The organism is Desulfovibrio sp. (assembly GCF_047607245.1).
Classification (GTDB): domain Bacteria; phylum Desulfobacterota; class Desulfovibrionia; order Desulfovibrionales; family Desulfovibrionaceae; genus Desulfovibrio.
Genome location: NZ_JASGDK010000167.1, coordinates 17,485 through 31,580 on the forward strand (window position 1 = coordinate 17,485; position 14,096 = coordinate 31,580).

Sequence of the window (14,096 nt, forward strand, 5' to 3'; positions counted from 1 at the left end):
CTCCACCAATGTCAGAATGCCCAAACCGGGAAGGCCGCTCTTCCACTTTTCATGTCAGGCAAACAACACACACCCTCCAAACAAGATTGTCGCCATGACCAGTTCAACACAAAAGCCCACCTTGCGTATGGGCCGAATCGGCTATCTCAATGTTCTTCCTATCTATCATCCGCTGGAAGCGGGCATTCTGCCGCACGACTTTGAACTGGTCTCCGGTCCGCCAGCCCTGCTCAATAACATGATGGCCCGGGGAGAACTGCACGTTTCTTCCACGTCCTGCTTCGAATATGCATGCCGCCCTGAACGGTACTATCTTGTGGATGACCTTTCCATCGGTTCACGTGGCCCTGTCATGAGTGTACTACTACTTTCCCGTGTCCCGCTGGATCAGCTGGATGGTCAGGAAATTCTGATCAGCGGGGAAACGCATACCTCTGTGGCGCTGCTTCGCCTGCTTATGCGCGATCGCTACAAACTCGAGGTTACTTACAGCACGGGACAGGTGACTCCAGCCCTGCGAGGCGAAAAACCTCCCGTGGCTTTTTTGGCTATCGGCGATGAGGCCTTGCGCTTGCGCAATCACGCCGAATACCCATATCGCCTTGATCTTGCTGAAGCATGGCGTGACTGGACGGGTTTGCCCTTTATCTTCGGCCTGTGGGTTGTGAGCAGATCCGCTGCTGACGCAGGCTTCTTTACAACGGATCCAGGCGCACTTTTGCGTCAGGGACGGGACTGGGGGCTGGCCCACATGGATGTAATACTTGATCTTACGGGGCATGGCTGCCCCCTTAGCAGAGACGAATTGGCTCTCTATTACAGCAAGGGCCTTGTTTACAGCCTTGGGGAAGAAGAACAGAGCGGTCTGAAACTTTTTTACGAAAAGCTGGCCGCTGCTCAAATGATACCCGCTGCTCCGCCTTTGGAATTTTTCAAATTATAACGCTTACAAACAGCAAAAACCCCGCTCTATTGAGCGGGGTTTTTGTTACTAAAAACTGTAGTTAACCGAATCAGTTAATGCCTTGAAACGTTATCGCGCACTGCCCTTCTGACCAACGCTAGGGCTAAATTTTTCAAAGTTCAAATGCTCTACTGCAACGCCTTCAAGATACTTCCGGCTGATACAGAGGAAAGAAGCTGCCCGTTCACAATGACAGCTGGCAGGTTTTTGATTCCATAATACTTGCTGATCTGCTCTGCCTGGTAAAGGTTCACGTTGCCCGCATCATAGCAATACTTGGCCACGCTTAATTCCTGGCTAGCGGGAACGGGAGGGCGCAACTGTGAGAAGTAGCTGTAATGGATGGGGTAATCTGTGCTCTTGACTGTAGCATCGTATTCGTTCTGGAAAGGAACAGCGCGGCCACGCGTACTCTTTTGCTCGGCCTTGATCTTGTTCCACTGCCCAAGAGCATAAGTCATATATGGCATCGCCTGCCCAGGCCGGGAATGGCTGATCCAGATGGCAAGTCCCATAAGATCGGTGCCATAGTATTCTTTGCTGTTGGCAAAAACGGCTATTTTACACTGCTGGGGCGAAAGCGAACGGCTGGCCTCCACAACTGCCTGCCAGACCTTCTCACTCTGCGGCGCAGCAAAATCAAGCACAACAAGGATTTCGTGCGGCGCAGCGGCATTACCAAACACCACGGGATAAATCTCGTTTTTCCACTGCGGCCTATGCCCGGCTTCGCCTTCGATCGTCGGCACATTGCCGCCCAGCTTGTTGAGCATAGCAGATCCGTCAGGCGTATTGGATCGAAGATTGGGCGTGTTTTGATGCATGTAGGGGTTATACTGGTTTGCATTGCCGTTTTGTACTGAGCCCGACAGGTTCACAGCCCCACTGGGTCTGCTGTCACCGCCGCTGGCAGCTCCGCAGCCAGAGAGCATCACGGCAAAAAGCAACGAAGCCATCAATATTCCGCGCATAGATCACCTCATGCAAATTCAAAGCAAGATTGGGCGGCGCTATCGAGATGCCGCAGCCATATTTCAGCAAAACCGGCGTATTCCGCCGTACCTTTCAACACTGGTATGCACTGGCACCCCAGGGCTTCCACGCGGCTGCGCCAGGATTGGTCACCCTGCCCTGCCATATCCTTGAGAGCGTGGTTGCCCACCACAGAAAGCAAGGGCATGAGCCACACGCGCTCAGAAGTAAGCCGGGGTAAAATATCATCAAGCAGTACCGCCCCGTTCATAGCGCCAATATGCACTTTGGAATCGAGCTTAAAAACAGCCTCCGCAAGGTCGGCATAGCGACCCACAGCGTGGTGCTCCGCCCCATGCCCCATAAAAATTACATCTTCATGAGCGGTGCGCTCTACGGGCAGGTGGCGCAACACAGCCTGAGCGGCTGCATGCAAGTCTTCTTCTGTAGTCAATAATGGCACGCCTACCTGGCAACACAGGTTATCCTGCGCCACAGCCTCGTCGACAGCTGCGCACACTTCGCCGTGTTCGCGCCCGGAGATGGTTTGTAAAGGCTGCACAGCCACATGCGTGAACCGTTCAAAGCTGAAACGTTGCAAAGCCTTACGTACAGAATCACTTTTCTGCCGGGCCTGTGCCAGGCGCTCGCGCAATAAAAGTGAGGTGTAGGCCCAGCGCACAGGAATTCCCGGGTAGCGTTGGCGTACCAGAGAGTCAAAATTTTTAAGGGCATTTTGCCCCTGAGCGCTGCTTGCGCCGAAAGCTACCAGTAATATCGCACGTCTCATAGGGCTTATTTGTACGTTAGTTGCACTATGGTGGCAAGGAGGCAACTGCTGCAGAATTACCAGTATGCGTTCCATATTGACCAGTGTGCCGCACAAAGATAGAGTACCCACAATTATGGGATCGCATACTCTCGGTAAAAATGGAGTATGCGCCTGGGAGGGTTTAAATGGCAAAGGCGCTGATTTTAGGGGGCGCAACCGGTCTGCTGGGTCAGGCTCTTGTGCATGTACTCATGGCACGGGGCTGGCAAGTTGAGACGTTGGGGCGGCAGGATGGCAATGTATTGGATTTCAATTTTTTGCAATCGCGCCTGCATGCAGCCAACGCTGACGTAGTTTTTAATGCAGTGGGCTACACTGCTGTGGATGCTGCTGAAGACGACTCCCCCAGCGCACGTGAGCTCAATCGAGCCTTGCCGGATGCCCTGGCGCATATCCTTCGAGGTCTCGACAATGGACATCTGGTCCATTACAGTACTGATTTTGTTTTTTCGGGTCATGGCGAAACACCTTTGACCGAAGAAGACGAAGCACACCCGCAGTCAGTGTATGGCAGTACCAAGCTGGAGGGTGAGCAGGCGGTACTTCGCGTTCTGCCAGAACGATCCAGCGTACTGCGAACAGCTTGGCTTTTTGGCCCGGGCCGGAAAAATTTTGTGGACACCATTGTGGCCGCCTGTGAAAAGCGCGACGCCATCAATGTGGTTTACGATCAGGTGGGATCGCCTACTTACAGTATGGATCTCGCGCAGTGGAGCGTGGCCCTGGCTGAAAAGCAAGCCACTGGCTTATGGCATGCCGTCAATAGCGGCCAGGCTAGCTGGTGCGAATTGGCCTGCGAAGCCATAACGCTGGCAGCAGCTTCCTGCCGTGTGGTACCCATTGATTCGGCTCAATGGCCGCAGAAAGCCCATCGCCCTGCATTTTCCGTTCTGGACAACAGCAAGTTGAGCGCATTTCTCGGCAAAAAACCGCGCCCTTGGCCTCAGGCCCTGCGCGACTATATTTATAGCGACTACCTCCCCACTCACCGAAAGGATAAGGATCTGCATTGATCACAAGCCTGAATATACGCCCGCTGAAAACTACTGAGGGGCACACCTTGCAGTTGACCGCCGCCCAAAAGGCGGCAGCAGCGCACGTTGTATCAGGCACACGTCCTACTGAGCCGGGAAAAACCTCTGCTGGCAGAAAGTGTTCTGCTTTTGTGCGAATTTTTCCGCAATTGCTTCTTGCGCTGCTAACTCTGCTTGTGTGGCCGCCTGAAGCTCAGGCTCGTCCCAAAAGCATGCAAGAACTGGCGTCTATTACAGGTAAGCTGGTGGAAACAGGGGTCGCGTACGGAGCAATTCCCTCGCTGTACAGGCCCCGTTACGATCGCGTGATGGATGCAGACCTCAATACCAGCGCTGAGGAAGTGGTTTTTGTTGTCATGCTGCCCAATGGACCGCACATTTACCCACAGCGCTTCATGGTCTGGCATCAGGTCGTCAATGAACTGGTGGATGATGTGGCCTATGCCATTACATATTGCCCGACCACCGGAACGCTCATGGCTTACAATGCCTCGATGGAGGGTCTCAACCTCATTTTTGACTCCGAGGGCCGTCTCTACGACGGAAACAGCGTGCTCATCGACCGAAACTCTGGCAGCCTATGGCTGCAAGAAACTGGCATGGCCTTTGAGGGTCCTCTTATGGGCCGGGGCATGCCCACTGTTCCGGTATTCTGGACAACCTGGGGAGCGGCACGAAGCGTTTACCCCAATGCGCCCGTTATGGGCAAACCCGCAGGCACACGCCCTTATGGGCGAGATCCCTACGGCAACTATCAGCGCAAGGGGACCTACTACGACAATGACAGGCTCATATACCCAGTGCAGCATATGGATAAGCGCTTTCCGCGTAAAGCGCACATGCTTTGTCTGGAATATGAAGGCTACTTGCTGGCCATTGACGTAGCTTATGTGAAAAAAAAGGGGGCTGTGAACTTTTTTGTAGGGCCCAATGCCCTCTTGGCCGCCCATGACCCAAAGCTGGACGTCGTTCGCGTGTTCAATCGGCAAATATGGGCAGAACCATTTTTGTTCATCAGCCGTTATGGCAAGCTTATGGACCTGAGAACCCGTAGCGTCTGGGATCCCTCTACTGGCAATGCTATTGAAGGTAACATGAAGGGCGCATCAATGCCGGAGTACTTCGGGGGTTATTCGATGTGGTTTGCCTGGTACAGCATTAACCCGGAAACGTTCACAGTGCCTGGGCCAGGCGTTGTGCCAGAAAATCTGCTTTCCCCTAACGCACCGGGAAATGACAGTCTTGCTCCAGCGGCTCCAGCCACTTCCGACATCCCCAACATACCCGCAACTCAATAATCTACAGACTGTTCAGCTCTGGCAGCATAGCCACAACACGCGAAGCTTGATTGATATCAGCTCCATTACACCGAAAGGCATAAAACGGAGTAAGGCTTTATTCTTGAAGCTGTTTCCGTGAGCTGCAAATACAGCTCTTCAAACTACGGTAAAGCTGTGTACTTGGATTGTTCAACCTTGCGCACGACAAAGCCCGTGCATATCAAAAAGCCTTGTATCTTATCTATATATTTTATAATTTTTAACAAAATAACAACAATAGATAAAAATATCTGGCAAAATTTCTAACGGGTCCAAGCCAATCAGACACAGTTAATGTTTTTCATTAATAATCAGTAAAATCAGCTTAGCGCAGATACCCGTAATATTGCGGCTGCCCCGCCCAAAAGGTTCTGACGTTCAGAAACCGTAAGCCCCAAACGATAGACCAAGCCCTCCAATCCTCCAGCACGCATAAATTGTGAAGCATGGGTATGCCCAACCCCACGCAGGCAAGCCGCCAATAGAGCACAAGGCAGCTCCAGATTTCGTTCGGCGCACTTGAAATCCACCACCACCACTTCACGCGCAGCAGCGGTTGCCAGCCTCAAAAGAGCTTCTGCTTGTGGAAGTGAGAGATAAAAAAAACTGTAGGCCAAGCGTATGAGAGGAACAGGGCAATCTGCCATCTGTCGCAAGTCCACAAAAGCGACATTAAGCGGGGCGGAACGGACGTCGTCAGGCCAAGGGACTCTTGAAGCAAACGTGGCATACGGGAAAAACCGGGGACATGCAGGCAGGCTCAACAAAGGATCTGACATAACTTCTTTCTCTGATAGCACAGACACCTGCTCACTCGCTTGTGTAGAAGATGAAACTTCAGAACACTCTTTAGACGTACCCAGAACTACTCATCGGCTTCAGCACTATGGTGTGTCACGTAACGCTCCAAGCTTTTCAAGCAGCCCCTGCCGAACGGCCTTGTACGGTGGAACGTCCGGCAACCCGCGTAGAAGGTTCAGAGCATGCCCATCTTTCACAAACTGGCGGCGGCTCGAATCAAAGTGCATATCAAAGAACCAGGTACCCAGTAGAAGACGAAAATCATTAACACTGCGCAGGTCAGCATAGGCTGCAACGCGTTCTTCAAACGCAGCCTGTATCACCGCTTCGCTGTACAGACCAGCAACATCCGGTAAGCTTAATACGACTGTGGGGTTATAGGGTTTTGGGCCTTTCAGGTGCTCATCCATCACTCGCAGAATATCCAGCTTATCCGCATCGCGCACAACATGCGCTGCGATTGTCATATCCTTCGGCAGGCCTTCTGGCAAAGCAAAACGGTTATGCAAGACCACGGCACCCAGCACTGCCTTACGAACCGACGGATCTTCTCCGTCCAGGCGTTTTTCCTGCTTGAGAATGCGTAGTCCTAACTGGCCGTGGTTGCATGACTCTTTGTCTTTGAACGTGTGGAAACGCAGATATTGCTCAAACCGACCCACATCATGATATAAAGCAGCCAGAAGACATATTCGCCCCTGAACAGCAGAAAATCGTTCGCTGTCCACCATACACCGGGCATTGTTCAGAACAGCCATACTGTGCCGGATTTTCAGATGCATTGGCCCAACATCACCATTGGGCTTGGCTGCTTCAACAGCGCAGCGACCGGCGGCATAAGCGGCGAACCATTCTTCATGATCTCCAATAAAACTGGCGCTTCCGAGGTTTGTTTCCATAGGTCGTGTGTACTCCCAGGCGGCACACAAGGCAATGTTTCAGCCTTGGGAATCAGCCTTCCATCTATTGCTTGAGAGGCGGTGGCTCATTTGTTATGCTTCAAGATCTAACTCGCAGCGCGCATACGGCGCTTCTGCCCCACAGCTTAAATCCACTCTGTTTAGTGCTTCCCCGGAGCTTTCATGTCCGATTTCGTTCATTTGCATTGCCACACCGAATATAGCCTTCTGGACGGCGCCATACGCATCAAGGACCTATGCGCCCGAGCCAAAGATTTTGGCATGCCTGCCTGCGCCATTACAGACCACGGCAATCTTTTTGGAGCAGCCTATTTCTATCAGGGTTGCAAAGATTTCGGGGTAAAACCCATATTTGGCTGCGAAGTGTACGTTTGCCATGACCATACTGATAAAAAAACCGAATCTCCTCTGGCTCGCAAGCGTAATCATCTTATCTTGCTGGCGCAAAATAAAACAGGGTACCATAATCTGGTCAAACTGGTAAGCCACGGTTTTCTTGAAGGATTTTACTATAAACCACGCGTAGACAAAGCTCTTTTACGAAAATATTCCGAAGGGCTGACCTGCCTTTCGGCCTGCATCGCTGGCGAAATTCCCCGCGCCATTTTGGCCGATGATATGGATCTGGCCAGAAAACTCACTCTCGAGTATGCCAGCATCTATCCCGGCCGTTTTTATCTTGAACTTCAATCAAATGGCCTGAAAGAACAGGAAAAAGCCAACACAGCCCTGATCGAGCTGGCTGAAACCTGCAACCTGCCGCTGGTGGCCACCAACGACTGTCACTATCTCAGTGCCGACGACGCTGAAGCCCATGAGGTCCTGCTCTGCATCCAGACGCAGACCACGATGGATGATCCCAAGCGTATGAAATTTGGCACTCATGAGCTGTATTATAAATCCATTGAAGAAATGGAAAAATCTTTCAGTCATGTGCCAGAAGCTCTGTCCAATACCATGCGTATTGCAGAAGAGTGCAATGTAGCGCTGGACTTCGGTAACCATTATTTCCCGGTATACCAGTTGCCCGAAGGGGCCAGCATGGAATCTGAATTCCGCCGGCTGGCTGAAGATGGGCTAGAGAAAAGACTGGAAAAGCACCCTGACCGGGCTTCCATCAATCCAGAACTATATCATGAACGCCTGCAGTATGAACTGCGCGTTATCCTGGAAATGGGCTTTCCAGGCTATTTCCTCATCGTGCAGGAATTTATCAACTGGGCCAAGAACAACAGCATTCCTGTGGGGCCGGGGCGCGGGTCCGCCGCAGGGTCACTTGTGGCCTGGGCCTTGCGCATCACCAACCTTGATCCTATTCCCTACAATCTGCTGTTCGAGCGCTTTTTGAACAGTGAACGCGTATCCCTGCCCGATATCGACGTCGACTTCTGCGAGCGTCGCCGCGGTGATGTCATCAAGCATATGGTTGAGACTTACGGAGAAGGCTCTGTCGCGCAGATTACCACGTTTGGCACTATGAAGGCCAAAGGCGTGGTTCGCGACGTAGGCCGCGCGTTGGGTATGAGTTTCGCCGAAACAGACCGGATTGCCAAACTGGTGCCCGCCGACCTCAAGATGACTATCAAAAAAGCTCTTGAAGCCGAACCAGAGCTGGAAAAACTTTATTTTGAAGACTCGCAGGTCAAACATCTGCTGGATACAGCCCGCCGTCTTGAAGGTTTGGCGCGCCACGCGTCCACACATGCAGCCGGCCTTGTGGTGTCTGACAAGCCGATGGAAGAATACTTGCCCCTTTATCTAGGCAAGCGTGGGGAACTTGTTACCCAGTTTGACGGCCCCATGACAGAAAAGGCGGGGCTGGTAAAATTCGACTTTCTGGGTCTCAAAACCATGACCCTTATTCAGGATACTCTGGATAACATCAGCCTTCAGGGCCAGCTGCCGCCAGATCTTGATGATCTCCCTCTGACGGACTCGGAAACATATGATCTCTATGCCAGGGGCGAGACCGACGGGGTTTTTCAGGTTGAAAGTTCTGGCATGCGTCAGTATTTGCGCATGTTGCGGCCTACCTGCTTTGAAGACGTTATCGCCATGCTGGCTCTATATCGTCCGGGTCCCCTTGGCTCTGGCATGGTTGATGAGTTCATCAAGCGAAAACACGGCCAGGTGCCCGTTATTTACCCTCACGACTCGCTTACTGAATGCCTGCGCGATACTTACGGCGTTATTGTTTACCAGGAACAGGTCATGCAGATCGCCCAGATTATTGCCAGCTATACGCTGGGCGGGGCCGACCTTCTGCGCCGCGCTATGGGCAAGAAAAAAGCTGAAGCAATGGCCAAGGAGCGGGTCACCTTTGTGGCTGGCGCCACGAAGAACAATATCAGCGAAGAAAAAGCCAACGAAATCTTCGACTTGATGGAAAAGTTTGCGGAATACGGCTTCAACAAATCACACTCCGCCGCCTATGCCCTCATTTCATACTATACGGCCTACCTCAAGGTTCACTACAAAGTTGAATTTATGGCCGCCCTGCTCACTTCAGAAATGGGTAATCAGGATAAACTGCTCAAGTACGTATCCTGCTGCAAGGATATGGGTATTGATGTCGTGCAGCCCTCAGTGAACCGCAGTCAACGCGAATTTTCAGCTTACGAGGGCAAAGTGGTCTTTGGTCTGGGCGGCATCAAGAACGTGGGAGATGAAGCCATCCGCGAACTGGTCGAATCCCGCAAAGATGATGGAGAATTTGCTTCACTTTTTGACCTGTGCTGCCGCGTCAACCTTCGCAAAGTTACCAAGCGTGTGCTGGAATCCCTTATCAAGGGTGGGGCTTGCGACTGCTTTGGCGTGGCGCGCGCAGCCATGCTGGCTTCTCTTGAAGCCGTGGTCACCCGCGCCCAGAAAAAAGCGAAAGATAAAAATTCCAATCAGGTTTCCTTGCTGGCCATGGCTCCTGCTGTGGAAAGCGCGCCACAGCCAGGCGTCGGGCTTGACTGCCCAGAGGCAGATTTTCCTGAGATGCCGGATGAAGATAAGCTGCGCGCTGAAAAAGAGGCCTTGGGCTTCTTTCTTACAAGCCATCCCTTGCAGCCTTATGTACGTGAAATACGTCGCCTGGGCCTTACAACTCTTGAAGATGCACGAGAAATGTTCCCCGGCGCAGAGGTACGCTGCGCGGTACTGGTGACCAGTGTTCGCGAGGTCATAACCAAGAGTAAAGGTGAACGCATGGCTTTCGCAGCCATTGAAGACCTTACCGGTCATGGCGAGGTAACTTTTTTCCCTCGCAGTTACGCTGAAGTCCGCCAGCTATTGCACTCAGAACAGCCCCTTTGCCTCACCGCCCGGCTTGATAAAGAACCGGAAGACAACCGGGATGTAGACGAAGACGGTGAAGATGCGCCCCGTGAACTCAAGCTGCTGGGGCAAAGCCTGCTGCTTATGGCTGAATGTTGCGGCCTCAATGACACCCCGGTGTGCGTACAGATTCCCCCCCACCGCATGAGCAAAGAAGATTTGCTGGCGTTGCGTAATATTCTTGAAGGGCATCCCGGCTCCGTGGAGACCCACGCACAGATCTGCCTGGATGGGCATGTCTGCCACCTGCATCTGGACAATGCTCTCAAGGTCACCCCCGGCCCCGAGTTGGACAAGGCCCTTGCGGCATGGGCATCGTGAGGCCCAATCTTTTATGCTGAAATTTTTTGTAGTGACAGGCCTTGGTCTGGCTCTTCTCAACGGCTGGATCATCTGGTGGCTATGGCGTGCACTTGAGCATACGGGCTGGTTGCGTCCAACGCTTTGCCTTGTTGTGGCTGTACTGGGTGTTTCCTTTCCTTTGCTTTACAAGCTGGGGGGTGACTCAACTGTTGAAGTTTGGTTACTGCGGGCAGGATCATTCTGGCTTGGCATGCTTTTCTACGTGTTCATGCTGGTTCTGATTATGGATATATGGGGGTTGGCCAGCCGCTTGTGGGCCGACCCGCCCGTTGCTCCGCGTTGGGGAGCCGCCCTGCTTGTCATGGGTCTTCCCCTCGTTATTGGTTGCGCAAGCTGGTTTAATGCCGCCAATCCTATAGTTCGGCAATACGATCTGACCATAAGCACCAACGACCCCGTGCCTCAGGCTTATGCGCAATCTCCGCTGATATTGGGTGTGTTGGCAGACATGCACTTGGGGCGCATCATCACGGCTCCGCGTCTTGTACGTGCTATGGATTTACTGGCGCCTTACAAACCGGATGCCGTCCTGTATGTTGGCGATATTATTGACGACCATATTCTTGTGGATGTTGAAGGTATGGCTGCAGCCCTGGCCCGCGTGCAACCTCGGCTGGGGCATTGGGTTGTGCCAGGCAATCATGAATATATTTCCGGTTCCATCAAAGACAGCCTGGATATTCTGCGTCGCAGCGGTATGCAGGTGTTGCGGGATCAGTGGCATATTCTGGATAATGCCTTTGTGCTCGTGGGTAGAGATGACGTGAGCCGTCATGCTTTTGAGGGAACACCACGAAAGAGCCTGCCTGAAATTCTCGCAGATATACCTCACGAGCACCGTAGCCTGCCCATTTTCGTCATGGATCATCAACCGAGTATGCTGGACGAAGCGCGCACTGCCGGGGCGGTGCTGGAACTTTCCGGGCATACCCACTTTGGACAGCTTTGGCCCTTTCATTGGGTAGTGGAGAGTATGTATGAGAACCCGATGGGGCTACTAATCAAAAACGGGCTGCACTCCGTTGTATCAGCAGGCGTTGGCACGTGGGGGCCGCCCATGCGTAATACTTCGCGCGCGGAAGTGCTTATTGTCAAAGTGCACTTTACGCAAACTGCTCAATAGTAGAAAAAAGGCGGCTCAGGCCGCCTTTAATTCTATCTTTAAGTTTTTTTCCCTATTCTTCTACTACTGGCGTTCCAGTGACTGGCAAAGAGCCTTGCCGAATAAAGTGGTCTACGAGGCCAAACACGATTTCGTTGCCGCAAAAATTACCCTTTGCGATAGCGGCCTTGTACGCAGGCAGATTTGCTTCAAAGCGTTGCAGCAGCTCAGGCTCAAGGGTAAGCATATCAGCCTGCATGCCATAGCCAAGCCGATCAATGTACAGAGCGTTGAACCGTTGCTCCACCATTGCTTTAAGAGGCAGGGTCAGAATTGGCTTGCCAAGATACAGAGCTTCGCCCATGAGGGTATGCCCGCCCCCCTGAATGACGTAAGAGCACCCTTCAAGCAGGCGCAAAAAGCCCTCTTCACTCTTGCGCATAAAAATAACGTTGTCTTCTTGCCCTTCTGTACGGTCATAGCCGAAGACATAGCAGGTTTTACGGGTAGCAGCGCGCAAAAAATCCACCAGTTTGCGATGTGTGGAGTTGCTCTGGTACACAAGCACGTGTCCGTCATCACGCGGATTCAGGGCCAGGACACTGTCGCGCAGAATGGGCGGAGCCACCCGGGCTTTATACTGAGGCAACACCGGCGGCGCATAGAAAGAAATGATAAGGTTTTCTTCCGTGGGGCGGAAAAGATACCGTGGCGTCAGCCCTTGCACAAAGCTGTCCCACCACATATTCATGGGCAGGTCATGACGGCAGCAGGTGATCACATGCTGGTGATCCAAAGTCAGGCAGGGCAGACCTGCTTTTTCTGCGGCCCGCGGCACAAAATACTCAAGATCAGTCATGCACACATCAGGTTTGAATTCGTCAATCAAGCGTGAGACCTGATCAATATAGCGTTGCCTGTGCCAGAGTATGGGCAGAGCCTTCGAGATGGTCGCCGGCAAATCCACTTTATAATTCTTAAAAACCGTGCCCAAATTGGGCAGGCGGCGTACCGGGAACTCGGATTCGAGAATTTTTGGGGCATCGTCGTCAGCAATAAAAAGGAATTCGTGGCGAGACAACCGGCGAGCGATGGTCAGTCCACGCATAGCATGGCCATGCCCTGTTCCGTGTATGCCATAAAGAACACGCGCCATAATATTCCTTTTCCAGTTGGTGAGATTGTCTGTAGCTGACCGATCAAGCGTCGTCTGGCCAAATGTGTATGCGCTCTGGAGCAGATTAATTTTGAAATGCCACTCATTTCAAAATTGTCATTCTGCCCCACAATGCAGTCTTCAGCAGAATCCACGCCAACGTCGCGCTATACCCTCGTGCAGCGTTAGAGCATGTAAAATTTTTCAAATTTTAAATGCTCTAAATTTTCTTAACAAAACCGATGCCTACTCAGCCACACAATTGGGCAGGTTAGCAAGCAGTATGGTCAACCGTCAATGGCACAGTTTTATCACACATCTGCAACATCTTGACGGTACAGGCTTTTATTATCTAGCATCCTGACAACGGTCGCATGCTTGCTGATCGTTCTGGCAGTCTGACTGCCAACAACCCACTACTACTTTCTAAGCCTGTATTATAGACCAGATGAGGTAGCAATGAACAGCCGTAAAATTCGGGAAGACCTGGGCCGTGCCAGAGCCAGTAGCGCTCGCCGCGATCCTGCGCGTGCCCTCTACTTGACCATATCGGCCTTGAAGGATTTGGGCGGACAGCCGGCTCCTACTGATCTGCGCGGCGACTTGCGAACCACGATTGTCGCACTGACAGGAGATCCAGACCTGAAGGATTATCTGCCAGCAGGCCTGGGCTACCAACCCGGCAATGAAAAAGATTTGCTACAAACTTTGGTTAATGCCTATCAAAACGTAAAAGGTAGCGCAGAGCAGGAAGATTACGAAACAACCCTGCAGCGCAAGCTTAGCATTGACCGCAACCTGCGGGACGGCAAAAAACTTCTTTCCGAGGGGCGCGCTTCAGAAGCAGATGCATGCTTTGCAGAAGCCATGAAGTCTTACAAGGATGAGTTGGCCATCTTTGCGATGATGGCCACTGCCATGATAAATGCGGGGGAATATGTGCGTGCGCTCGGACATGTTCGCAATGGTCTAAAAGAAGCCCCCCAAAATGCGGAGTTAATACACCTGGCAAATGAGTGCATCCGCCTGCGCAGCCTTAACTGAAAAAGCTTAACACATTACTGCTTTTGCAGCGCCTTCAAAGCTGACTGCCAACGGTGGGCATTTTCGTTTACCGAACGCTGTCAGTTTATACTTGTGTGAGCTTGTCATGCTTCAAGAAAAAATCTAGAGTTTAGCGCCTATTCATTATCACTTTCCCATGAGGCCAAGCATGGACGTTATACGTTATATTCACGCAGCCGATTTACATCTGGATACACCCTTCCGGGGGCTTTCTCGTGAAGCTGCTCAAGGCGGCCATCTGGCG

The 14,096-nt window shown here is 52.2% G+C and carries 10 protein-coding genes; 6 read left to right on the plus strand and 4 right to left on the minus strand.

Going from position 1 to position 14,096, the window contains the following annotated elements:
* Positions 1–94: 94 nt before the first annotated feature.
* Positions 95–943, plus strand: a complete 849-nt coding sequence (locus tag QM579_RS12535) for a menaquinone biosynthetic enzyme MqnA/MqnD family protein (RefSeq protein ID WP_414999469.1) — start codon at positions 95–97, stop codon at positions 941–943.
* A 149-nt stretch (positions 944–1,092) separates the two neighbouring features.
* Here the strand turns inward: QM579_RS12535 and QM579_RS12540 are convergent, their stop codons facing one another.
* Positions 1,093–1,935, minus strand: a complete 843-nt coding sequence (locus QM579_RS12540; protein ID WP_414999470.1) for a hypothetical protein — start codon at positions 1,933–1,935, stop codon at positions 1,093–1,095.
* Between the two features lie 8 nt (positions 1,936–1,943).
* Complete coding sequence (locus QM579_RS12545; RefSeq protein WP_414999471.1) at positions 1,944–2,726, minus strand: sirohydrochlorin cobaltochelatase; 783 nt, start codon at positions 2,724–2,726, stop codon at positions 1,944–1,946.
* Between the two features lie 167 nt (positions 2,727–2,893).
* Here QM579_RS12545 and rfbD point away from each other — a divergent pair, with 167 nt between their 5' ends.
* Complete coding sequence (rfbD, locus tag QM579_RS12550) at positions 2,894–3,781, plus strand: dTDP-4-dehydrorhamnose reductase (RefSeq protein ID WP_414999472.1); 888 nt, start codon at positions 2,894–2,896, stop codon at positions 3,779–3,781.
* Between the two features lie 233 nt (positions 3,782–4,014).
* Positions 4,015–5,100 carry a DUF3179 domain-containing protein gene (locus tag QM579_RS12555; RefSeq protein WP_414999473.1) on the plus strand — a complete coding sequence of 362 codons (1,086 nt, stop codon included), beginning with the start codon at positions 4,015–4,017 and terminating at the stop codon, positions 5,098–5,100.
* A gap of 905 nt (positions 5,101–6,005) precedes the next feature.
* Here the strand turns inward: QM579_RS12555 and QM579_RS12560 are convergent.
* On the minus strand, positions 6,006–6,821 hold the full coding sequence (locus tag QM579_RS12560) for an HD domain-containing protein (protein ID WP_414999474.1): 816 nt from the start codon (positions 6,819–6,821) through the stop codon (positions 6,006–6,008).
* 183 nt (positions 6,822–7,004) lie between these two features.
* Here QM579_RS12560 and dnaE point away from each other — a divergent pair, with 183 nt between their 5' ends.
* Positions 7,005–10,487, plus strand: coding sequence for a DNA polymerase III subunit alpha (gene dnaE, locus QM579_RS12565; RefSeq protein ID WP_414999475.1), 3,483 nt, complete (start codon positions 7,005–7,007; stop codon positions 10,485–10,487).
* 13 nt (positions 10,488–10,500) lie between these two features.
* Positions 10,501–11,652, plus strand: coding sequence for a metallophosphoesterase (locus QM579_RS12570; RefSeq protein ID WP_414999476.1), 1,152 nt, complete (start codon positions 10,501–10,503; stop codon positions 11,650–11,652).
* A 52-nt stretch (positions 11,653–11,704) separates the two neighbouring features.
* On the opposite strand, the gene QM579_RS12575 is transcribed toward QM579_RS12570, so the two are convergent.
* Positions 11,705–12,787, minus strand: coding sequence for a glycosyltransferase family protein (locus QM579_RS12575; RefSeq protein WP_414999477.1), 1,083 nt, complete (start codon positions 12,785–12,787; stop codon positions 11,705–11,707).
* 459 nt (positions 12,788–13,246) lie between these two features.
* On the opposite strand from QM579_RS12575, the gene QM579_RS12580 reads away from it, so the two are divergent.
* Positions 13,247–13,831, plus strand: coding sequence for a hypothetical protein (locus QM579_RS12580; RefSeq protein ID WP_414999478.1), 585 nt, complete (start codon positions 13,247–13,249; stop codon positions 13,829–13,831).
* Positions 13,832–14,096 lie beyond the last annotated feature (265 nt).